This is a genomic window from Thiohalobacter sp. (genome assembly GCF_027000115.1).
GTDB lineage: Bacteria > Pseudomonadota > Gammaproteobacteria > Thiohalobacterales > Thiohalobacteraceae > JALTON01.
Genome location: NZ_JALTON010000046.1, coordinates 17,181 through 41,433 on the forward strand (window position 1 = coordinate 17,181; position 24,253 = coordinate 41,433).

A 24,253-nucleotide genomic window follows, 5' to 3' on the forward strand; every position below is an offset into this window, starting at 1 on the left:
TCAACACCGGAGAACCCTGCACGATGAAACATTTCGTGGAACTCGTCGAGGAATGCCTGCCCCGCATACGCGAGGTCTTTCCCTGGGACATGGAAGACCTGCTGAAGGAAAAGCCCGATGTCCTGCTGGTCGATACCCGCGAACCCTACGAGTTCGAGGCCATGCACATCGAGGGTTCCATCAACGTGCCGCGCGGCATCCTGGAGAGTGCCTGCGAATGGGGCTACGAGGAAACGGTGCCGGAACTGGTCGAGGCGCGGGAGCGCCCGGTGGTGCTCATCTGTCGTTCCGGCAACCGCAGCGCGCTGGCCGCCGACGTGCTGCAGCAGATGGGGTACAAGGACGTGGTCTCGCTCAAGACCGGGCTGCGCGGCTGGAACGACTACGAGTTGCCGCTGGTAAACGGCGAAGGCAAGCCGGTAGACGTGGACGAGGCCGAGGCCTACTTTACCCCCAAGCTGCGCCCGGACCAGATGCCGCCCGACCGGCGCTGAGCGCCGACCAGGCGCTGCGGTTCAGCGCCGGCGCGCCATGCCGGCCAGGGCCACCAGCCCGGTGCCGAACAGCCACAGGGCGGCCGGTGCCGGAACCACGACCGGCGGCGCCAGCGGCGACAGGTTCACGAAGCTCTCGCTGTACCCGCCCAGGAAGCGCTTCGCATGCAGCCCGATGCGGAAATCCCCGTTCTCCAGCGCCACCAGCGCCGCCGCATAGCCCCCCTGGAAGTCCAGCACCGCGGTCAGCCACTCGCTGCCATCCGTCGTGGCATTGATCCCGAACTTGGGCCGCGGCACCCGCGCCATCAGCGACAGGTCCGAGCGGAAGGGCTCACTGAGGCTGCGCCCGCCCGGCAGGTTGCGCGGCCGCCGACGCTGGTAGAACTCGACCTCGGACGGATCGCTGAAAGACAGGCTGTCCAGGCCATTGAGCAGATCCCCGTCGAAGTGGACCTCGCCGATGACCGAACGGGCCGGCCCCATGTTGCCGAAGGTGAGGCGAATGCGGTCGCCGCCCGCATCCTCCAGCAGCGCCCCGAACTGGGCCTCGCCCGCAGCGCAGGCCGCGCCACTCGGATCGTTGCCCGTGATGCACTCGAAGTCCAGCGGAATTGCCTGTGCCGACAGCGTCGCCAGCCCCAGCGCCAGCCCGCCCAGCAGCCTGCGTATCGTCCCTGTGAGTCCTGCCTTCATGCCATGCTCCAGTACTGTACTCTCTTGTTGGAGCCATTTGGAAAGCAAGGATTGCGCCAGATTCTGAAATCAAAGTATCATCAGATACTTATAAAGAGGCAGCCGCGTCGGGCAGCATAATGTGTAAAATTTCTCAACACTCGCTGGCTCGGCGCCGCCTGCGGAAGCCTCCTCGAATGTACTCTAACGCACCGATTCAAGTAACATTCGTCAGCCTTGCAAGCCACCTGCATGATCTGGAGTCGCTCTGACATCGTCAGATCGAAACGTAAAGTTTACCGACACCTCTGCCGTACAGGCTAGGCCGCATATTGCTGCGCCAGGTCGGAAGCGGGCGGGCGAAAATCGTACTCTGGGCCATGGGCAAAAAGCCCGGTTCATTGCCCGCCAAAACAACAGGTTGCCCGCTGCCCGCTTCCGAGCTGGTGCAATATGCGGGTTAGGGCATGTTCTTCATGCCTGCCTACACGGCCGTCTGCCAGCTCGCCGCCAGCGTGGGTGCCAGGGCCGTCTGCAACTGCGGCGACAGATCGAGCTCGCCCGCCGCCGGTGGCGCAAAGGCGGCCATGGCCTGCACGAGCTGATCGACCTGGTTCGCATACAGGCGCAGGCCGTCACCGGCATCCATGTAGTCGAGTTGATAGGCTGCACCCAGATACCAGTTGCTGACCGTCACCGAATCGCTGGTACCGATCACATCCACCTGCAGGTTGTTGCCCACCTGGCTGAACCAGAGCTGGTCGTGATCGATGCCTGACTCGAACTGCAGAATGTCCGTGGTCGCACCATACTGCGCCGGCTGCGAATCCATATAGTCGAAGTCATTGATCATGTCTCCGGCGTCACCCCGGCCGTACACATAGACATCGTTCCCTGCCCCGCCGGAAATGGTCTCGTAGGACGAGCCGCTCTCGATAACGTCGTCCCCGGCTCCACCACTCAGATAGACGGTTCCCGCAGACCCAACCAACCGGTCGTTTCCTGAACCACCGAACAATGCCCCGAACCCTGAACCACCGACCACAAGGTCGTCACCCGCCTCTCCGAAAGCGGCACCATTCCGTGAACGCAGGTACAGGGCGTCATTGCCATTGCCGGCGTAGAAATAGTCCCAGGTTGCGGTTGCTCCGGCAGCGGGCGCCGTCAGGCTGCGCAGCGTGTCGTTGCCATCCTTCCCATAGAGATAGGCATTTCCTGCATTCCTCGCGATCAGAACATTGTCGAGACCATTACCCTCGCCTCGCAGCTCCGCGGCTCCGGTGAGCGTCAGGTTCTCGACATTGGCGCCGAGCACGAAATCGACACTCGATTGGACCTGATCGATGCCTTCCCCCGGGTTCTCCGTCACCTGGTCGCCGATGTCGTCGACAAGGAAGGTGTCATTGCCGAGTCCGCCGCTCATCATGTCGGCACCGCGGCCGCCGTCGATGTAATCGCCGGCGCCGCCGCCCACCAGGGTATCCTGACCATCGCCTCCGTTCATATAGGCATATCCGGTGCCGGCCTCGAGATAGTCGTCCCCGGCATCGCCACCGAGGTAGTTCAGGGAACCGCTGCCGCCATAGAGGCTGTCATTCCCGGCGCCACCAATGGCGCCGCCGTTGCGGATGTTCAGGCGGATGGTGTCGTTGCCGTTCTCGCCATAGAACACATCCCAGCCTGTTGTCGGCGTCTGCGCCGCGCCCGCAAGCAGGGTATCGTCGCCATCGCCACCATAGGCCGTCAGGTTCCCCTGGCCGCCGCGGATCTCGTTGTCCAGCTCGTTGCCGTAGGCCACATGGGCCGCGCTGTCGGTGTAGGTCAGGTTCTCCACGTTGGCACCCAGGGTGTAATCGATGCTGCTGATCACGCGGTCGATGCCCTCGTCGACAGCTTCCGTGACCACATCGCCCGGATCGGTCACATAATAGGCATCGTTCCCCGCCCCGCCGGCCATGTCATCATTGCCCTGGTTGCCATACAGCACGTCATTACCGGCACCGCCACGCAAGGTGTCATTGCCGTAGCCACCGAACAACAGGGCATTTCCGGCACCCGCCTGGATGAAGTCGTCTCCGCCCTCTCCAAACAGGTAATTCCAGGCACTGCTGCCCCCGTAGATGGCATCCATCCCGTCACCACCCCAGGCGACTCCGGCCCGGTCATGGATGCGGATGGTATCGTTTCCATCCTGGCCGTACAGGTAGTCCCATGCACCGGGCATGACCTCCGAAAAGCCGCCCTCCAGCGTGTCATCGCCCTGGCCTGCATAGAAGAACACCCCGCCCCCGCCCGCGCGCATCTCGTTGTTCAGCTCATTTCCATAGGCATACAGGCTTCCCCGCGTCTGGTTCTGCATCACCAGATTCTCGAGGCCGGCGCCCAGGGTGTAGCCGATGGTGCTGTAGACGGTATCGTTACCGGAGGTATCGGTGACGGTGTCGCCGGGGTCGTCGACGTAATAAACATCATCTCCGTCACCACCCGCGAGCGTATCAGCGCCCTCCCCACCGACCAGGATATCGTCCCCTTTCCATCCCGTCAGGCTATCATCGCCGCCGCGCCCGAATATCAGACCGGTCGGATAGGCACCAACGCTCGACACCGCCGGAACCTGGTAACTGTCGGCAGAATCCGACAGCACTTGCAAATCGCCCAGATCCCACTGAAGCCCGTCCGCAAATCTGACAAATCTGACACCGGAACCATCTTCAGGAGTCAATGCATCAAAGTGCCGTCGAACGGTAATGGAATCACCCAGTCCACCATACCGAATAACCAGGTCACCGCCGACCTGTTCCAGATCCACGCTGGACGGCAACACGCTTCGTTCAAACTCGATGGCATCAGTGCCCCTACCGGGAACGTAAATCAGCCCATCACCGATGACATCCTGTCCGTCGCCCAGCCGAAACCGATAGGTGTCCGTCCCAGCACCCGCATCGAGCAGGTCATTGCCTTTGCCACCGTCCAAAAGATCGTCGCCGACTGCTCCAAACAGGCTGTCGTCTCCATCGAGCCCCAACAGCGTATCGTTGCCGGCTGCACCATCGAAGAAATCCGCATCAGATGTACCTTGCAGGGTGTTGTCGAGCAACTGAGGGTCGAGGGTCGGGGCTGCAGGCGCCAGTGCGATGACATCTGCCATGTTCATGGTTGTCCCGTCCGAGAATCGTATCTGTTCGATACCCAGCCCGGTAATGCCAAGATACTGGTCCGGGATGACAGGACCCGGACCACCCCCGCCAGGCGAAAGCGGAGGCAAAAGCCCGGATCCCGGTTGCGAGAACCCGGAGTGGGGAATCACAACTCTGACGGCTTCGCCCGGCGCCCACGCAATATCCAGCGTCACATGGACCTGACCCAGATCCGGTATGTTCTCCTCGCCCCAGCCATTTCCGACCTGGGGCTGGACGGTGATCTCACCCCATGAGAAGCTGAGATCGCTAACGGTAATGCCAGGTCCGAACTCAACTGTATCCTTGGGCATCACGCCTGCTGCGACAAACTCCGCCAATGCTCCGTAATCGTTATCGTCGATAACCGGAAACGGCTGCCCCGGATAGGTCTTCTTGTACCAGTCAATGGCCCGTGATCTATACTCCATCGCTTCCATGTGAAGGTAAAGATCCAGTATCCCCGTGTCCAGCACGACGTCGGTTCCCGCATCCCCGAGATTAAACCTGTAGGTGTCTTCTCCTGCTCCTCCATCAAGCCAGTCATTCCCTCGACCACCCACAACCAGGTCATTGCTTGCTTTGCCCAGGGACTTTGGATTTCCTCCCCTGTCCCCCAGGATTACATCATTCCCATCGTTTCCGTAATACAACGAGCCCCCCGCCCTCGAATCATAAGGGCCGTCGTACTCATCTGGCGAGGAAAGGAAATCTTCGGCGAGATAGGGCCTCCCGTAGAACCAGAGACTCCCATCTCTGTTGCCTCCGAGAATGACATCGGCTCCATCCCCCGCATCAACCATGAGATAGCCACCAGCGACTCCGCCCCGGGTTCCCGATACATCGATCAGATTGTCCGAAGGACCCGCCTTGATGACTTCTACGGCAACGACGCGATTACCCTCCCACTCCTCATACTGCTCCTGCCGGTAGACGAGTGCGCTACCCAGAGATGCACCTGCGCTTGGCCCGTATACCCAGATGCCCGTCGGTGATCCGGTCGGTCCCTGCCCATAGCCGTCGAGGGTGACACCATCCCCACCACTGCCACTCGTTACCTCGACCACGAACCCGCCTGCGGGGATCGAATAACCCGCCGACCCGCCGTCGAAGGGATAAAAGGTTGCACCACCGATTCCTCCAAGTGTCTGCCCCCCAAGCTCTGCGCTGTAGGAGGCCGACGTGACGGTACCGCTGGTCAACAGGATGGTCGTCGAATCCATCGCTGAAGAAGCGCGTACTATGAGCGGATCGTCCACGATTCGCGTCGTGAGCGATAGTCCGTCATACCAGTATTCTGTACGCCGGTAGTTGGTCAGTGCACCCCCTATATAGGTGGTACCTGAGCTGTTCTTGATCCGGCGCATGCGTCCATCTGCCTGGAGCGCGCCGCCATCCCGTCTGATCGCACCAAAATACGTTCCCTTTATCCCGTTAAGAAACCCGCGGCTTTCCGTGTCAAAGTCGAATGCGCTTGACCCCGTGGGCATCAGAGAAGACAGGGCGGTAACCATACCCGTCTCGTCCACGACATCCCAGCCGCCCCCGCTGGCCTGATAACCCTCCAAGATAAATGCGTCGTCGCTGCCGCGGATGGCCAGCCGGAGACCAGCCTTCACCGGCTGCACCTCAAGGTCTTCTGCCTTCAGGCCAGCTCCCAGACGAATACGGTTGACCTCGGGTCCACCATCGGCAACAGTATCGACACCGCCGCCCCAACTCAGCAGGTACTCGTCCGCGCCTGAACCGCCTTCCAGCCGATCAGCCCCCAAGCCGCCATCCAACAGGTCAGCCCCGGCACCCCCCCTGAGAATATCGTCGCCTGCCTCTCCCAGCAGCTCATCGTCACCGCCCATGCCCTCAAGGGTGTCGTTACCGCCACGGCCCCGGATCCGGTCATTGAGGCCAGCACCGATCAGGACATCGTCGGCCGACGTCCCATCCAGCGAATAGGGTACCGGCGCCTGCCCTACCAGGTCGCCATGTGAAAGAACCGTCCCACCATCGAACCGGTACTCCGAAATGGCGCCAGCCAGTCCGTTGCGAACCAGCAGCCGATCACCGGGGCCGTAATCGATGGCGAGGTATTGTGACCCGTCATCGCCTACAAACTGACTCAGCGTCAGCATGGCCGGCGTGATACCCCCCGCAAACCGAATCGTATTGAATCCCCGTGGATCGTCAATGACGTCTTCGCCGTCACCGATCGAGACTTCATAGATATCATCACCGGAACCGCCGTCAAGAAGGTCCGCCCCTGGCCCGCCGACCAGGCGATCCGCTCCCTGATCTCCGTAAATCGTATCCGCGCCAAGCCCGCCGCGGAGTACATCATCCCCTTCCCGACCGAGGATGAGATCATCCCCCGCCTGCCCGTCGAGCGTATTGGCCGCGGCGTTCCCCTCCAGACCGTTGTCCAGCGCGTTGCCGGTCCCGTCGATGGCAGTGCTGCCGGTAAGCTGAAGTTCCTCGACCTCCGCACCCAACGTCCAGCTCACTGATGCCAGAACCCGATCGCGTCCCTCTCCGGGGTTCTCCAAGACCTGGTCTCCCGTGTCGTCTACGATATAGCGATCATCCCCGGACCCGCCGCTCATGCTGTCAGCACCGCTGCCGCCGTCGAGCATGTCTGCGCCCATGCCGCCGGAAAGGGTATCGTCGCCACCCTGGCCGAAGATCCGGTCATCCCCATCCGTGCCCGGATTACGCTCATCATCACCGCGAATGACGTCAGCCTGGTCGCTTCCGTAGATCTCGTCCGCCCCTGTGGAACCACGCAGATTGAGGGCCGGCATGCGGCGCATCAGTGTCGGATGATCCAGATAGCCGTCATCGAACATGTACTGGCGTCTGGCGGCAAGAAATCCACCGGAGATATCGAATCCCTCTGTCCCGGACAGGATCGAAAAGCCCTGTTCTCCCCCGATATCCCCTGGCAACAGCAGTGCCCCTACACTACCGAATCCGCGAACATCGAGCGTCCCGCCATTACCCTGGATATAGTCGCGGCCATCTCCGGAGGACCACAAGGCCAGGTCCTCATCGTCGAGGACGATGACATCATCACCGCTGCCACCGACATAGCGGTCTGCCCCGGGACCCCCGTCAAGATAGTCCGCGCCGTCCCCACCCTCCAGGATGTCATTCCCCTCGCGGCCGTACAGGGTGTCGCTGCCTTCATCGCCCCGCAACCAGTCATCCCCTCCGTTGCCATCCAGCATGTCATCACCGACACCGCCGTAGAGCTCATCGGCGTCGTGCTCCGCGACAGGGATGGTCGGATCATCGCCGAACAGATAATCGTTGCCGGCCCCACCATAGATCACATCGCGACCCGAACCGCCTACCAGTTGCCCGGTTCCGTCGCCGTCGTTACCATCGCCGCCATCGATCAGGTCATCTCCGCCCCCGCCCCAGATCCAGTCCTCACCGGGCCCGCCGAGGATTATGTCATCTCCGGGAGTCGTTGAGCCAGAATCGTCACCGTAGATGCGGTCGTTGCCAGGACCCCCTGCAAGATAGTCTGCTCCACTTCCGCCCTGGAGTCTGTCATCGCCATTACCCCCATTGAGATAATCGTTTCCGTGCAAGGCTTCCGAGACCTCGGCCCCATCTCCGTTGAGAACATCATCGCCCCTCCCACCCATGAGCGCATCATCTCCGGATCCTCCGAACAGCACATCCTCGCCACCACCCCCATCTACGTAGTCGTCCCCCTGGTCGCCAAATATCCAGTCGGCGCCTTCCCCTCCATAAAGCCGGTCGTTACCGCCCGTCGTATCAACGGTACCGAAATTGACCGTCAGGATCTGGTAGGTCGTAACATTTCCTGTTTGGAAGACATTGCGCTGAACATCCCAGTCCAGAGAGAAGCTGTTCGCCGTACGATCCCCACGGATTGTGTCGTCCCCGCCACCGCCCATGACAACATCACTACCGTTACCACCGAACATCGCATCATTGCCGTCCCACCCCCCAATAAAATCGTCGCCTGCGCCGCCGTCGATCAAATCCCCGCGCCGCCCACTCGATGCCTGCGCGTCGAACGTCGCCTTTGCCTGGTCCTCCGGAAGCACCTGATCTGCGAAAAGTTTGTCTCGACCATTTTGGCCGGCTATGGCATCGCTGTCTGGCCCGCCTGCGACCTGATCGTCCCCAGCGCCCGCCAGGATCCGGTCATCGCCCGCGCCACCATCGAGTTCGTCGTCGCCCCCTCGGTACGCTGTAATCTGGTCATTCCCTCCCTCGGCCAAAATCCGATCGGAGCCTACGCTGTCATAAAGGACGTCCTCACGGTTTGGAGACGGCTTGCTCGGGTCGACAATGATGTTGCCCAGCTCATCAGTCGCTGTTTGCACGCCGGGTGTGGAGGGATCCTGATCGGCCGGCTTCAGGTCGCCCACGATGACATAATCAAACGGTCCCGGAGGCGTTTCGGGGCCTGAATCGGTGATGGTCAGGGTCAGGAACTGTGTGCTCGGCCCATTGACATATCGATTCAGCGGTGTAAACCGAATATTGGAAATCGTCTCGTCATCGAAATCCGTATCCGGGAGTGCCTTGAGGCTCAACGTCACAGACGATTGCCCCGCCGGGACCTCTACCTCGAAGTACTCGACACTCGTCAATCCGTTCTCCCACGACTCCACCGGGCGTAACGCGGTTCCGGCTACAAGGAACTTTTCGAACTGACCGGTGACACCATCAAAAGCATCTACGGGAAAATCCACCCGAATGCGCTGTGTTCCGTAGTTGAGCACATGCTGCAGAGTGATCGTTATACCCAGCCAGTTGTCAATACTGTCCTGATCCTCGAGCCAGCTTGTCTGGCTCGTGGTGACGGTCACATCCTGAGTGGCCATGTAAATCTCGTCCAATGCGCGAAGCAGCTCCTCCTTGGGCGCCTGCGCGGGTGACGCATTGAAGACTGACGCCGGGTCATCCCTGAGCTGCTCCATGGTGGCCACCAGCGCTTCCGCCTCTCCTTGTGTCATCTGCGGTACACCATCAAACATGCTCTTGAAAATATCCCACATCCCCCTGTTGGGTTCGGAATAATCCGCCACACCGTTGCTCGTGAATTGCTCCATCAACTTTTGCAAGAGAGCGCCTTGCTTGGATTCACGCAGCGTTCTCTGGTAAAACGCTTCCATGCCGTGGCGGCCGTACTGGTCACGGGCGACGATCCAGATAGCGGCCGCGGAGCTCGGCGCAATCCTCCAGGCAGCGATCATCTTGAAAAACCCAAGCATGTCGTTGCCAGCATCCAGGGTCACCTTGCTGCCCCCGATCGCCGTACCAATATGCGAGATCAAGCTCCACTCGACGCGTTCATGGCCGATAGGCCCTGCATTGCCGAAACTCAGGTTATTCTCATTGAGAAAGTCCGCAAACTGATCGGCACTCGTCCCCTGTGTCACCTCCAGCGCCCCCGGCGCCTCGAACGTCTGACCTCCCCACCCATAAACATCCGCCGCAAGCTGGGCCAGGTAGCCACCCAGGCTGTGGCCGGTGACGGTTATCCGGGATGCGTCGATTTTGCGTTTTCTTGCTTCATCCCTGACTGCCAGGCCGAATTTCAGCGCCTCCAGAAACTGCGGATGCCGCCCCTCGCCGCCATAGGCCGCGTTGGCGATCGCCACATCCGCGCCCAGCACATCATGAGGGTCCGATGGCTCTGTACCCCGGAACGCCAGCACTACCTCCCCGGTGGCGAGGTTCTGATAGGCGCGGGCGTAGAAGCCTATCTGGTCATTTAGATCCCAAGGCTTATCCAGGAAATCGACCCACCCCTCCAGGATATCGTCGCCATACACCGCCAGACTCAACTGTGCATAATCAACCTTCTCGACCATCATTCCCTCCTCCCTGAAACTGTCTGCTCGTCTTTACTTCTTCAGAATCTCCTTCATGTCCTCGGCAAAGCGTCGCTGGACCTTGCGGTCCCAGTTGTCCGCAACCCTCTCCATGTACGACTTCGGCATATCAACGGTATAAACCAGTTCACGCTTGATATCCCTGGGTCCCTTGCTGATTTCGAACTCTAGGTGCGCCGCGGACCGTGGAATAAGCCCGCAGCCAACCGAGAATGAAACAAAATCGATTGCGGGATAGATGCCGCGCTCATAATGAACAGTTATCGCTGGCTTGCTTCCACCGCTGACCCAGCGCAGTCCGACCAGACGAACGCCCACCGGCGCTCGCAGTATCTTCAGGTCTTCCTCGCTCTGCGGAACGATATAAAATGGCGACTCCCCATAGCCGTACCGCCTGCCCATTCTTCTCTCTGATATCCAGGGCACCGGGGCGTCTGAGGGAAGATACACATCCAGGTAGCATGCTTCATGCCGCATGCCGACATCGGGACCCTTGTGCGTCAAAATCATGCGCGTGTCCTTGTGTTCCACGCGATACGCCACTGCATAGGCCCCCTTCAACCGGTCGTCGATCCAGGCCTCCGGCATCCCGAAACGTTCCGCAAATTGCCGCGTATAGACCCATACCCACGGGTCCTCATCATAGGTACGCCCCTTGGCAGTAAAGAAATCTTCATACGTACCCGCCCATGCCAATTGAAGACACAGAGCTAGAGAAGCCGCCAAAGAAGCTCTGAACATATCATTTGGACGGCCCGTCATCGCCTCATTCCTTCGATTCCTCTCCTGCCATATACTCCGTATTCCCTGTACGCAGTCATCCGGCCTCCCCACCCATAAACATCCGCCGCAAGCTGCGCCAGATAACCACCCAGGCTGTGGCCGGTGACGGTTATCCGGGATGCGTCGATTTTGCGTTTTCTTGCTTCATCCCTGACTGCCAGACCGAATTTCAGCGCCTCCAGAAACTGCGGATGCCGCCCATCGCCGCCATAGGCCGCGTTGGCGATCGCCACATCCGCGCCCAGCACATCATGAGGGTCCGATGGCTCTGTACCCCGGAACGCCAGCACCACCTCCCCGGTGGCAAGGTTCTGATAGGCGCGGGCGTAGAAGCCGTTTTCGTCGTTCTTGTCTCTTGGAATACCGAATTCCTTCCATCCCTCCGGAATATCGTCGCCGTACACCGCCAGACTCAACCGTGCATAATCAACCTTCTCGACCATCATTCCCTCCTCCCTGAAACTGTCTGCTCGTCTTTACTTCTTCAGAATCTCTTTCATATCCTGCGCAAAGCGCCGCCGGACCTTGCGATCCCAGTAGGTGAACACCTTCCCGAAATATTCGTCCGGAATGGCCACTGAGTACACCACGGTATATTTGAAATCTCGAGGGCCTTTCTTGGTCATAAACTGAATATCCGCAGCATCCTGAGGCGGGTAACCACAGCCCATGCTAAAAGACACATAGTCGACACCAGGATAAATTCCTCTCTCGTAGTAAACAGGCCACAATCCCTCACTGCCTCGACCCTTGAGACGAACCAGTGGATTCGTGTCAACACCCAACCCCACCGGCGCTCGCAGTATCTTCAGGTCTTCCTCGCTCTGCGGAACGATATAAAATGGCGACTCCCCATAGCTGTACCGCCTGCCCATTCTTCTCTCCGATATCCAGGGCACCGGGGCGTCCGAGGGAAGATACACATCCAGGTAGCATACTTCATGCCGCATGCCGACATCGGGACCCTTGTGCGTCAAAATCATGCGCGTGTCCTTGTGTTCCACGCGATACGCCACTGCGTAGGCCCCCTTCAACCGGTCGTCGATCCACGCCTCCGGCATCCCGAACCGTTCCGCAAATTCCCGCGTGTAGACCCATACCCAGGGGTCCTCGTAATAGGAACCAGTAGGCGACTGTAGCGTTTCATAGGTCGGCGGATTCCGGGCCCAGAGCGGTATCTCTTCCTGTTCCGTCTCCGTGCCGGAAACGCTCGGCGCGCCCTGCGCCTGATGGGCCGGCGGCGGCCGTGTCCAGACCTCTTTCATCTCCGTTCCGGATTGCTGCGCAACCACGGAAAACGGCACCCAGCACAAATACAGCCACAAAAACCATCGTTTCATCATCCACCTCACCTGCCTGAAGCCCTCATGCGTCGACGTCCTCAGCGTTCCCGCAACCCTTCATCCCGATACCGCAGCAGCGGACTCAGCAGAAACTCGATCAGCCTGCGCGTTCCGGTCTTGACCTCGACCGTCACCGCCATGCCGGGGTTGAGCCGCACCTCCCGGCCGTTGACCTGCATGCGGTCGCCGTGCAGGCGCACGCGGGCGGCGTAGACCAGCCCCTTGTCCTCGTCGCTGACGGCGTCCTCGGAGACGTCGATGACGGTGCCCTCGAGCGTGCCGTAGCGGGTGAAGGGGAAGGTCTCGACCTTGATCTCGGCGGTCTGGCCTTCGCGGACGAAGCCGATGTCCCTGTTCTACACCCAGGCCTCGATTTCCAGCCGGTCTGAGCGGGGCACGATCTTCATCAGTGGCTGGGCGGGGGTAACGACGCCGCCGAGGGTGTGGACGGCGAGTTCCTGGACGACGCCGTCGATGGGGGCATGCAGGGCCTGCAGGCCGGTGCGGTTTTCGGCCTTGGCGATCTCCTGGTCCAGGGCGGCGATGCGGGCGCGGGCCTCGGCCAGCCGATCGAGCAGATCGCGGCGGAACTCGGCGCGGCCGGCGCGTTGCCGCGCCTCGGCCTGGGCGATGGCCGCGGCGAGGCTGCGGTACTGTTCACGCAGGGCGGCGAGATCGCGCTCGGCCTCGATGCGTTGCTGTTCGAGTTCGAGCCACTGGACCTCGGGCGCGAGCTTGCGGGCGGCGACGGACTTGAGGGCCTCGGCGCGGCGGGTGATGAGCGGCAGGGTCTGGCGCAACTTGGCGATGTTCTCGCCCACGGCGGCGCGCTCGCCGGCCCGGGCGGCGGCCTCTTCGGCCAGCGCGGCCTGGGTCTCGGTGAAGCCCCGCCACTGGGCAAGCATCCGCCGGTGCGCGGTGCGCAGTTCTTCGGGCGGCGGCGGACCGGCAAACCTCGCGGCCAGAACCTCGGGCCCGGGCAGGGGCCGTGGCGCGCCTCCCTTCAGCCAGTCGAGCAGGGTCGCGAGGCGCGCCTCGTCCAGGCGGGCGTCCCGGCGCTGGCCGAGGAGGCGCGTGAGCTCCGCCTGGTCGATGGTGGGGTCCAGTTCGATCAGCAGGTCGCCGGCACGCACGGCCTGCCCCTCGGTGACATGCAGGGCACGAATGACGCCCAGCGCCGCCGGCTGGATGACCTTGGTGCGGCCGCTGGGCAGGGTCTTGCCGCTGGCCACAGCGACGATGTCCACCTTGCCGACCACGGCCCAGATCAGCGCGAGGGTGAACAGCAGCATGATGGTCCAGAGGATGGCGCGGCCCAGCGGGCTGGGCGGCCGCTCCTGGATCTCGAGCACGGCGGGGAGGAATTCGACTTCCTGCAGGCGTGCATTCATGAATCGCCTCCGGCGGCAACGTCCACGTCGCCGTTCTGCAGGGCATGCAGGCGCGCATAGGCCCCACCCCGCTTGAGCAGGCTGTCGTGATCGCCCTGCTCTACGATGCAGCCCTTGTCCAGCACGATGATGCGGTCGGCGTGCCGCACCGTGGACAGGCGATGGGCGATCAGGATGAGAGTGCGCCCCTTGGCAATGGCGGCCATGTTGCGCTGCAGGATGCGCTCGGATTCGTAATCGAGCGCGCTGGTGGCCTCGTCGAAGATGAGGATGCGCGGCCGGGTAGCCAGGGCGCGGGCAATGGCGATGCGCTGACGCTGGCCGCCGGAGAGGGTCGCGCCATGCTCGCCGACGCGGGTGTCGTAGCCTTCGGGCATTTCGAGGATGAACTCGTGGGCCCCGGCGAGGCGAGCGGCGGCCACCACCTGTTCCATGGGCATGCCGGGGTCGGCCAGCGCGATGTTCTCGCGCACGCTGCGGTTGAAGAGGATGTTCTCCTGCAATACCACGCCGATCTGGCGCCGCAGCCAGGCGGTATCCACCATGGCCAGATCGACGCCGTCGACCAGCACCCGCCCGGATTCGGGGACGTACATGCGCTGGATCAGCCGGGCCAGCGTGCTCTTGCCGGAGCCGGAACGGCCGACCACGCCGACGACCTCGCCGGGCCGGATGTCCAGCGAGAGATCGTGCAGCACCTCGGGCCCGTCGGGCCGGTAGCGGAAGGTGACGTGATCCAGCGTCACCCGGCCGCCGATGGCCGGCAACGAGGCGCGTTGCTGGTCATGGGAGGGCTCGGCGGGGGCGTTGAGGATGTCGCCGAGGCGCTGGATGGAGATCCCGGCCTGCTGGAAATCCTGCCAGAGCTGCACCAGGCGCAGGATGGGCCCGCTGATGCGGGCGGCAAACATGTTGAAGGCAATGAGCTGGCCGACGGTGAGATCACCCTGGATCACCGCGCGGGCACCCACCCAGAGGATGAGCACGACCACCACCTTGTTCACGAATCCGGCCGTCTGGCGGGCGATGTTGCCGAGGTTGGCGGCGCGGAAGCTGGCCTGCACATAGCCGGCGAGCTGTTCCTCCCAGCGCCGTTCCATCTGCGGTTCGACGGCCATGGCCTTGACCGTCTCGATGCCGGTGACGGACTCGACCAGAAAGGCCTGGTTCTCGGCGCCGCGGTTGAACTTCTCGTTGACCCGCTCGCGCAGGACAGGCGTGACGAACACGGACAGCAGGACATAGAAGGGAATGGAGCCCGCGACGATGGCGGTCAGCAGCGGGCTGTAGTAATACATGACCGCGAAGAAGACCACCGTGAACAGCAGGTCGATGACCAGGGTGAGCGCGGAACCGGTGATGAAGTCGCGCACGGTTTCGAGTTCGCGCACCCGCGCCACCGAGTCACCCACCCGGCGGGCCTGGAAATAGGCCATGGGCAGGGCGAGCAGATGGCGGAAGAGCTTCGCACCGAGGGCCACATCCACGCGATTGGCCGTGTGGCTGAAGACGTAGGTGCGCAGCCCCTCCAGCACCACCTCGAACAGGGACACCACCAGCAAGCCGATGGCCAGCACGTCGAGCGTGGTCAGGCCCTTGTGCACCAGCACCTTGTCGATGACGACCTGAAAGAACAGCGGCGTGAACAGTGCCAGCAACTGGATGAAGAAAGAGGCCACCAGCACTTCGGCGAACAGCCGGCGGTACTTCATCAGCGCCGGCAGGAACCAGCGCAGACCGAAACGGATATCCTCGCCGGCCAGCGTGGCCCGGCGGGTGAGCAGGATCAGACGGCCGGACCAGGCCTGTTCGAAGATCTCGCGGGGCAGTACCAGGGGGCGGGATTCCAGCGGGTCCTGGATGAGGACGCGCTCGTCATCGAGCCGCGCGATAATGAAGTAGTGGCCGTCACGATGCTCACCGATGGCGGGCAGCGCCGTCTTGCGCAAGCGCGCCCAGTCGCTGTCCACCGCCCGGGCCTTGAGCCCCAGAAAGCGGGCGGCGCGGAGGATTTCCGGCTCGCCGAACGCAACGCCGGACTCGCCGAAGCGATGGCGCAAGGCCTCCGGCTCCGCGGCCAGTCCAAAGAGCCGCGCAGCCATCGCCACGCAGGCCAGTCCCGTGTCGGCGCTCCGTTCGCCGTCTACCGTATGCGGCATTCCCGATGCTCTTGTGTGTTCTTGTTATCGCGCCGGCGCTTCCTCTACGCCACGGCCGCGTATGAGCACCTTAATCAAGGATGGCAAACTGTGACAACCCCGGCACCAGGCATCTTCCCGACACTGGATGTAAGCCGATGCCTACAATCATGGACCACCGACAGACAACTGGACTCATTCCCGAACAAGGCGCGGCGGCCTGGCCCGCATATTGCCCCAAGGTGGAAGCATGCGATGGGTAACTTGTTCTACTGGAAGGCAATGAACCGGGTTCCGACTCCTTTGTTCGAGGGTGCATTTGTCACCGCCCGCTTCCTGCTCCGGCCCGGGCGGATTCTCGCTCGGCCTCGGGGGCGCTTCACTCAAGGCACTGTCGAGCGGAATACCGCCAGATCCTGGCAACCGGAAGCCCATGATGGGCACGCTTCGCTTTGCCCATCCTACCTTGAGTGTCTCTTGCAGGATGGGCAAAGGCGCGAGGCGACGTGCCCATCAGCCCGGTCTTGGCGGATTTTCCCTCGGCCACGGGGCGCTTTACTCAGGGCACTGTCGATAGAAATACCGCCAAATGTTGGCAACCGGAAACCCATGATGGGCACGCTTCGCTTTGCCCATCCTACCCGGGTACTGGCGGGCAAGGCTCAGACGTAGTGCTTGTGATAGCTGCGCCGGGTGCCGGCACGCTGGACGACGAGGCCGGCGATGACGTGGAGGCCGGGGATTTCGATGGTTTCGTATTCGCTGGTGCGCATGGGCTTGAGGTAGTAGCGGTCTTCCTGGATGAGCAGTTGGCGGAAGATGAGTTCCTCTTCCTCGCCGACACGCGCGATCACGAAGGAGCCGTTCTGGATGACGCCGGAGGGGTCGATGACGATGATGCAGCCCTTGGCGAACTCCGGTTCCATGCTGTCGTCGATGACCTGCAGGGCGATGAGCTCGCTGCCGCCGCAACTGCCCTCGTCGGCGCGAATGGCCGCTTCCAGTTCCTTGATCTCTTCGGGGCTCATGGTCATGGCAGTCTCCTCGCTCAGGCGTGACTGGAGAACACGGTGCCGGGCCGGTGTTCCTCGGGCTGGTACCAGTCCAGCTTCTTGCGCAGACGCACGACTTCGCCAACGATGGTCAGCGTGGGCGCGCGCACCTGCGCCTCCTCGACCAGCTTCGGCAGGCTGGCGACGGTGCCGGTGAGCACGCGCTGGTTGGGCGTGGTGCCCTGCTCCACCAGCGCCGCGGGCGTATCCGGTGACATGCCATGGGCGATGAGCCGTTCGCTGATCACCGGCATGCCGGTCAGGCCCATGTAGAACACCACCGTCTGGTTGGGCGCGACCAGTGCCGGCCAGTTGAGATCCAGCTCGCCGTGCTTGAGATGCCCGGTGACGAAGACGCAGGACTGGGCGTAGTCGCGGTGGGTCAGCGGGATGCCGCTGTAGGAGGCACAGCCGGCGGCCGCGGTAATGCCAGGCACCACCTGGAAGTGGATGCCTTCCTGGGCCAGGGTCTCGATCTCCTCGCCGCCGCGGCCGAAGATGAAGGGGTCGCCGCCCTTGAGCCGCAGCACCCGCTTGCCCTGCTTCGCCAGATCGACCAGAAGCTGGTTGATGCCCTCCTGGGGCACGGCATGGTTGTCCTTCTGCTTGCCGACGTAGTAGCGCTCGGCGTCGCGCCGGGTCATGTCGAGGATGGGCCGGGACACCAGCCGGTCGTAGACCACCACGTCGGCCTGCTGCATCAGGCGCACGGCACGAAAGGTCAGCAGATCGGGATCGCCCGGCCCGGCGCCGACCAGGTAGACCTCGCCGACGTCGCGGCGGCTCTGGTCGCGGGCGATGCGATCCTCGAGTTCGCGGCGCGCCTCGTCCATCTGCCCGGCGAAGGCCAGCTCGGCCACCGGTCCCTCGATGATCTCCTCCCAGAAGCGGCGACGCTCGGTGGCGTCGGGAAAGCGCTCGCGCACCGGCTTGCGGAAGTCTTCCAGCAGCCTGGCCAGCCGGCCGTAGCCGCTGGGGATCAGCGTCTCCAGCCGGGTACGGAGCTGGCGCGCCAGCACCGGCGAGGCACCGCCGGTGGAGACGGCGGCGATGACCGGGGAGCGGTCGATCACCGACGGAAAGATGAAACTGCACAGGCGGCGGTCGTCGACCACGTTGACCGGGATGCCGCGCGCCCGCGCGGCCTCGGCCACGGCCCGGTTGACGGCCGCATCGTCGGTGGCGGCCACCACCAGCTGCATGCCGTCGAGGTCCTCGGGGACGAAGGTACCGGGCCGGTGCGTGACCTCGCCGGCCTCGGCCTGGCGACGCAGGTCGGGGCCCAGCTCCGGGGCGACCACCGTGACCCGGCCGCCGGCGCGCACGAGCAGCGTCGCCTTGCGCGCGGCTACCGTGCCGCCACCAACCAGTAGGCAGGGCTGGTCCTTCAACTGGAAAAAAGCCGGCAAGAATTCCATGAATGGTCGTTCAGCAGGTCCGGGGGTCGGCTACTTCACCACAGGCGGGCCAGGGGCGAAATATCCTATCCGTGGTAAGGGACAGCGCTGCCACAGGCCACAAGGGACTGCAACTTTAAACTTCTATACATTGAATTTCAAGGAAATTCCCGCAGAAGACGCGGGGATCAGGGGAACCGGCGGCTGACCGAGCCGAATAACTGGAACTCGCCGTCCGGCAAGGCACTGCTGGCACCGCGCTCGGTGAAGCGCAGGCCGAGCCCGAATCCCTTCAGCCGGGTCCGGGCCGCGATGCTGAAGTCGAGCGGATTCCGGTGCAGCCCGCCCGCGAGCGACTGGCCGAAGGACAGCGACAGCGCGCTCCGCTCGCCGATGTCGCCGCGCCAGCCGGCCTCGTAATAGAAATTACGGCCGCTGCCATCACGCGCCCCGTTCAGGGACCAGACCCGGCCGCCGATGCCATGATAGTTCATGCCGAGGAAGTAGTCGTGATAGTCCAGCGGCCGCGGATCGGCGCTCCGGCCACGCGCAAGCCCGGCATCGAGCTGCAGTTCGTCGGTCAGCGACTGGCTGAGCGCGAGGCCAAACCGACTGCCCGCAGCCTGGTCGGGATTGAGGGGAAAGGCGTTTGCGGGGTGACCGAGATCGATCAGGGCCTGGGGCTCCGGCGCCGACCACCAGTCGGCACGCAGGCCGGCACCCGCCACTTCTCCGGCCGTGGCCGTCAGGCTGGCGAGCGCGAACAGGCAGGCGATTACCTGCCCGCAGCCCCTGTGCTTGTCTGTTGTCATGATGGCACTTCACCCCTGTTACGCCGGAAATCCTAGCCGAAATTTCCGTGCCTGTCTGCCTGCCCCGTCACGCCCCCGCCTCGAGAAGCCGCGCCACGACTTCAGACGTATCCTTGGAAAGACCCACAACCGACTGTATCTTCTTGAGTTCATCATGGGCCGCCTGCTGTCGCTCGGGCGTGAGCGAGGCCCACTGGGAAAAGCCCCGGGCCAGCCGCGCAGCGAGCTGGGGGTTGTGGGCGTCGATCTCGCGCACCCAGTGCCCGAGCAGGCGGTAGCCGCGCCCGGAGGGGTGATGGAAGTCGCGCGGGTTGGCGCCGGCGAAGCTGCGCAGCAGCGCGTACACCCGGTTGGGATTGCGCGGGTTGAAGTCGGGATGCCCGGCGAGCGCCTCCACCCGGTCGAGCGTGTCGGGATGACGGCTGCTGGCCTGAATGGCGAACCACTTGTCGAGCACCAGCGGCTCGTTGCGCCAGCGGGCGTGGAAATCGGCCAGCGCCTGCGCCCGCGCCTCGGCGCCGCTGTTGACCAGCGCGCGCAGCGCGGCCAGCGACTCGGTCATGTTGTCGGCGTGCGCGAACAGGTCCTCGGCCAGCGCGTGCACCTCGGGCGTATCCAGCCGCACCAGGTAATCCAGGCAGCGCGCGCGCAGGCTGCGCCGGCCGATGGCCTCCGGCGTCGGGTGGTAGGGTCCGGACACGGCGGCCAGCGCGAAGGCCTCGCGCCAGCGCTCGGCCAGGGTTCCGGCGAGTTCGCGCGCCAGTCCCTCGCGGGCCTCGAACAGCGCGCCCGGGTCCAGCGGCTCCACGAACTCGGCGAGATAGTTCTCGCCCGGCAGCGCCAGCAGTTCCGCGGCCAGACCGGGGTCCAGCAAGGGTTCGTCGAGAATTTTCCGGAAGGCCTCGCGCAACAGGTGTTCGCCATCGGCATCAGGCACGCCGGCGATCCGCGCCAGCAGCACCCGGCGCGCCAGGGTCTGGCCGGCGTCCCAGCGGCTGAAGGGGTCGTCGTCTTCGGCCAGCAGCCGGGCCAGGGCCGCGTTGTCGTAATCGGCCTCCAGGATCACCGGCGCTGAAAAGCCGCGCAACAGCGAGGGCAGGCTGTCCTCGGCCACGTCCTGGAACACGAAGGTCTCCTCTGCCTCGCACAGATTGAGCACCCGCTCACTGCCCTGCGCCTCGGCCTCGCCATACAGCCGCAGGGGCTGACGGCGGCCGTCGCGGTCGAGCAGCGCCACCCGAACCGGGATGTGCAGCGGCAGCTTGTCGGGCTGCCCCGGCGTGGGCGGGGTGCGCTGGGCCAGCGTCAGCGCCAGGGTGCCGGCCGCGGGGTTGTGCTGCCAGCGCGCCTTCAGCCGTGGCGTGCCGGCCTGGCTGTACCAGCGCCGGAACAGGGCCAGGTTGACACCGTTGGCCGCTTCCATCGCCACGATGAAGTCCTCGACCGTCACCGCCTGCCCGTCGTGGCGTTCGAAATAGAGATCGGTGCCGCGATGGAAACCCTCCGGCCCGAGCAGTGTGTGCAGCATGCGCACCACCTCGGCGCCCTTGTTGTAGACGGTGAGGGTGTAGAAGTTGTCGATGGCGGCATAGCGCTCGGGTCGCACCGGATGGGCCATGGGACCGGCGTCCTCGCGGAACTGGTGGGTGCGCAGCAGATCGACATCCTGGATACGCTTGATGCTGCCGCCGCCCATGTCCGCCGAGAAGCACTGATCGCGGAATACCGTGAAGCCCTCCTTGAGACTGAGCTGGAACCAGTCGCGGCAGGTCACGCGGTTGCCCGACCAGTTATGGAAGTACTCGTGGCCGATGACGGATTCGATGTTGACATAGTCCTGGTCGGTGGCGGTGCCGGAACTGGCCAGCACGAACTTGGAGTTGAAGATGTTCAGCCCCTTGTTCTCCATCGCACCCATGTTGAAGTCGTCGACGGCGACGACCATGTAGCGGTCGAGATCGTACTCGCGGCCGTAGACCTGCTCGTCCCAGCGCATGGCACGCTTGAGCGATGCGATGGCATGGCCGCAGCGTTCGGCGTTGTGCGGCTCGACGTAAAAGGCGATGGTGACCTCGCGCCCGGAGGCGGTAACGTAGTGGTCGGTGATCTCGGCCAGCGGACCGGCCACCAGCGCGAACAGGTAACTCGGCTTGGGGAAGGGATCCTCCCAGCGCACCCAGTGGCGGCCATCCTCGAAGGTGCCGGCATCGATGCGGTTGCCGTTGGACAGCAGCACGGGAAAGCGTTCGCGGTCGGCGACCAGGGTGGTGGTGAAACGCGCCAGCACGTCGGGCCGGTCGGGATAGAAGGTGATGCGGCGGAAGCCCTCGGCCTCGCACTGGGTACAGAGGCTGTCGCCGGACAGGTACAGCCCCGACAGTTCACTGTTGTCGCGCGGGCGGACGCGGGTCTCGATCTGCAGCTCGAAGGCCTCCGGCACACCGGGGATGCGCAGCCCTTCGGTATCGAGTGCCCAGGCCGATTCCGGCAGTGGCTCGCCGTCGAGCCTCAGGCCCTCCAGCGTCAGATCCTCGCCGTCGAGCACCAGAACATCATCACCCGCGGCGGCAGGATTCCGACGCATGGCGAGGCGGGCCAGCACCCGGGTGTCGTCCGGATCCAGTTCGAAGCGCAGGTCAACCCGGTCGACCAGAAAGGCCGGCGGCCGGTAGTCACGCAGAAAGACCTCGCGCGGGCGGGATACGCGCCCTCCACCCTCCATATCCCTCTCCTGGTTTCGAGAAAGCCCGAAGTATACGCCCGGCGCGCGGACAAAGCGCGAGTACAGCATCCGGCAATAAAGGCAAAAACCCCGGGAATCGCGGGGTACGCCCCTGAAAGCGCCCCGGATAACCCTGGTACAAAACCTGCTTGCCCTTTTCTGGCCACCATGGCCACGGCCATTGTGTCCCGCGCACCGCCATCGGCCTTTCGATGCCCGGTGCCGGGATCACCGAGCAACAAGGGAACGGCTATAAAGGAGACGACCATGAGCGACAATCCGGCCACTGCCGAAAACCTGCGTCCCAGCACCCGCAAGGCATCCGACCTGTTCGTGCGCTGCCTGGAAGCCGAGGGCGTGACCCACATCTTCGGCGTGCCCGGCGAGGAAAACGCCGATCTGATGATGTCGCTGATGGATTCCGACATCGAGTTCGTACTCTGCCGCCACGAACAGGCCGCGGCCTTCATCGCCGACATCTACGGCCGCCTGACCGGCAAGGCCGGTGTCTGTCTCGCCACCCTGGGTCCGGGCGCGACCAATCTGGTCACCGGGCTGGCCGACGCCAACATGGACCGCGCCCCGGTGGTCGCCATCATCGGCCAGGGTTCGACCAAGCGCCTGCACAAGGAAAGTCACCAGAACATGGATGCCATCGGCATGATGCGTCCCATCACCAAGTGGGCGCATTCCATCCGTGACGAGGAGACCATACCGGAGGTGGTGCGCAAGGCGTTCAAGATCGCCGAGTCCGAGAAGCCCGGCGTCAGCGTGATCGAACTGCCCGAAGACATCGCCAAGGAGGCGGTGACCGGCAAGCCCATGAGCGTGTACAAGACCCGCCGTCCCGGCGCCGACTACAAGGCCATCGCCCAGGCCATCGAGGTCATCACCCGGGCCGAGCGCCCGATCATCCTCGCCGGCAACGGCGCGGTGCGCAAGCGCGCCGCCAAGCAGTTGCTGCGCTTCGCGCACAAGACCGGCATCCCCGTGGTCAACACCTTCATGGGCAAGGGCTCCGTGCCCATGGAAGACAAGCATTCGCTGTTCACCATGGGCCTGCAGGCCAAGGATCACATCAATCACGCCATGGAGAAGTGCGATGTGGTCATCACCGTCGGCTACGACCTGGTGGAATACAGCCCGCACTTCTGGAACGCCAACCAGGACAAGAAGATCGTACACATCGACTTCCTGCCCGCGGAAATCGATACCCACTACACCGTGGCCGTGGATGTGGTCGGCGACATCGCCGATGCCCTGTGGCAGATGAACATGGAACTGGAACGCAACCATGCCGGCGACCTGCCGCTGCAGGACATCGACGGCTGGCTCAAGCTGCGCCAGACCATCCTCGACGACTTCGCCATGGAAAAGGACGACACCAGCTTCCCCATGAAGCCGCAGAAGATCCTCTGGGACGTGCGCGAGTTCCTGGGACCGGAAGACTACCTGCTCTCCGACGTCGGCGCGCACAAGATGTGGATCTCGCGCTACTACCAGTGTCACACGCCGAACACCTGCCTGATCTCCAACGGCTTCTGTTCCATGGGCTTCGCCCTGCCGGGCGCCATCGGCGCCAAGATGGCCGCGCCCGACCGCAAGGTGCTGGCCATCTGCGGCGACGCCGGTTTCATGATGAACGTTCAGGACGTGGAAACCGCCGTTCGCCTTGGTCTGAACGTGGTGTTCATGGTGTGGGAAGACGGCGAGTACGGGCTGATCAAGTGGAAGCAGCAGAACCAGTTCGATGGCCGCCACTCCAATCTCGCCTTCGGCAATCCCGACTGGGAGACGCTGGCCCGCGCCTTTGGCATGTGGGGCCGCACCCTGACCCGTGCCGAGGACCTGAAACCCGCGCTGGAAGAGGCCTTCCGCCAGCCGGGTCCGGCACTGATCGGCGTACCCGTCGACTACAGCGAAAACCTCAAGCTCACCAAGCGGCTGGGCGAGATCGAGTGCTCCATCTGAAGGCCGATCGAGGCCCCGAGGCCCTTGTCCATCTTCCGGCAGCCACGGCAACAACGCCGGGTACGCCGAGGCACGGAGTGTGCGAAGGCATTATCTGTAGAATGGGCAAAGGCCCGAAGGGCCGTGCCCATCATGACGGTCACGGAATGCTGATGGGCACGTCGCTGCGCGCCTTTGCCCATCCTGCCAGGTCCGCCACCATCAGACAGAACGCGTTCAGACAGACAGAACGCGTTCAGACAATCGTGAGACGCTTGATGACCCGGCGTCCAAATATGGGTTGCCGGGTTAATAAAAGGTAATTCCTAACTATTTCGGACCAGAATTGGCTCAATTTCAGTGATGGAGACCCGCTTCATGAGCTGTAAAACAAGGGGTAAGAGGTCCTCATCGCGGTGATTGAACCGGAACGAAACTTCACCC

14 protein-coding genes are annotated in these 24,253 nt (G+C 63.3%); 2 read left to right on the forward strand and 12 right to left on the reverse strand.

Annotated features, from left to right (window positions below; genetic code table 11):
- The first annotated feature begins 23 nt into the window (after positions 1-23).
- Positions 24-494, forward strand: a complete 471-nt coding sequence (locus MVF76_RS08365; protein WP_297528356.1) for a rhodanese-like domain-containing protein — start codon at positions 24-26, stop codon at positions 492-494.
- 21 nt (positions 495-515) lie between these two features.
- Here the strand turns inward: MVF76_RS08365 and MVF76_RS08370 are convergent, their stop codons facing one another.
- From MVF76_RS08370 to pepN, 12 genes are all read right to left on the reverse strand, one after another.
- Entirely contained in the window at positions 516-1,190 is a 675-nt protein-coding gene (locus MVF76_RS08370; RefSeq protein ID WP_297528357.1) for a hypothetical protein, read from the reverse strand.
- 463 nt (positions 1,191-1,653) lie between these two features.
- Positions 1,654-10,203: a calcium-binding protein gene (locus MVF76_RS08375; protein ID WP_297528358.1), complete on the reverse strand. Its 8,550-nt coding sequence runs from the start codon at positions 10,201-10,203 to the stop codon at positions 1,654-1,656.
- Between the two features lie 30 nt (positions 10,204-10,233).
- Positions 10,234-10,983 (reverse strand): hypothetical protein, encoded by a 750-nt coding sequence (locus tag MVF76_RS08380; RefSeq protein WP_297528359.1) that lies wholly within the window; start codon positions 10,981-10,983, stop codon positions 10,234-10,236.
- Positions 10,980-11,450 carry a lipase family protein gene (locus MVF76_RS08385; protein ID WP_297528360.1) on the reverse strand — a complete coding sequence of 157 codons (471 nt, stop codon included), beginning with the start codon at positions 11,448-11,450 and terminating at the stop codon, positions 10,980-10,982. The genes MVF76_RS08380 and MVF76_RS08385 overlap by 4 nt, the downstream gene beginning before the upstream one ends.
- 30 nt (positions 11,451-11,480) lie before the next feature.
- Positions 11,481-12,347 carry a hypothetical protein gene (locus MVF76_RS08390; RefSeq protein WP_297528361.1) on the reverse strand — a complete coding sequence of 289 codons (867 nt, stop codon included), beginning with the start codon at positions 12,345-12,347 and terminating at the stop codon, positions 11,481-11,483.
- Between the two features lie 38 nt (positions 12,348-12,385).
- Positions 12,386-12,526 (reverse strand): hypothetical protein, encoded by a 141-nt coding sequence (locus MVF76_RS13060; RefSeq protein ID WP_411293550.1) that lies wholly within the window; start codon positions 12,524-12,526, stop codon positions 12,386-12,388.
- 177 nt (positions 12,527-12,703) lie between these two features.
- Entirely contained in the window at positions 12,704-13,738 is a 1,035-nt protein-coding gene (locus MVF76_RS08395) for an HlyD family type I secretion periplasmic adaptor subunit (protein WP_411293551.1), read from the reverse strand.
- Positions 13,735-15,897, reverse strand: coding sequence for a type I secretion system permease/ATPase (locus MVF76_RS08400; protein ID WP_297528362.1), 2,163 nt, complete (start codon positions 15,895-15,897; stop codon positions 13,735-13,737). The genes MVF76_RS08395 and MVF76_RS08400 overlap by 4 nt, the downstream gene beginning before the upstream one ends.
- Positions 15,898-16,538: 641 nt before the next feature.
- Positions 16,539-16,910: a S24 family peptidase gene (locus MVF76_RS08405; RefSeq protein WP_297528363.1), complete on the reverse strand. Its 372-nt coding sequence runs from the start codon at positions 16,908-16,910 to the stop codon at positions 16,539-16,541.
- 14 nt (positions 16,911-16,924) lie between these two features.
- Complete coding sequence (gene cysG, locus MVF76_RS08410; protein ID WP_297528364.1) at positions 16,925-18,346, reverse strand: siroheme synthase CysG; 1,422 nt, start codon at positions 18,344-18,346, stop codon at positions 16,925-16,927.
- Positions 18,347-18,513: 167 nt separating this feature from the next.
- Positions 18,514-19,137: a hypothetical protein gene (locus MVF76_RS08415; RefSeq protein ID WP_297528365.1), complete on the reverse strand. Its 624-nt coding sequence runs from the start codon at positions 19,135-19,137 to the stop codon at positions 18,514-18,516.
- 67 nt (positions 19,138-19,204) lie between these two features.
- A complete protein-coding gene (pepN, locus tag MVF76_RS08420) occupies positions 19,205-21,859 on the reverse strand; it encodes an aminopeptidase N (protein ID WP_297528366.1) in 2,655 nt (884 codons plus the stop codon).
- Between the two features lie 267 nt (positions 21,860-22,126).
- On the opposite strand from pepN, the gene MVF76_RS08425 reads away from it, so the two are divergent.
- Entirely contained in the window at positions 22,127-23,830 is a 1,704-nt protein-coding gene (locus MVF76_RS08425) for an acetolactate synthase large subunit (protein WP_297528367.1), read from the forward strand.
- Positions 23,831-24,253 lie beyond the last annotated feature (423 nt).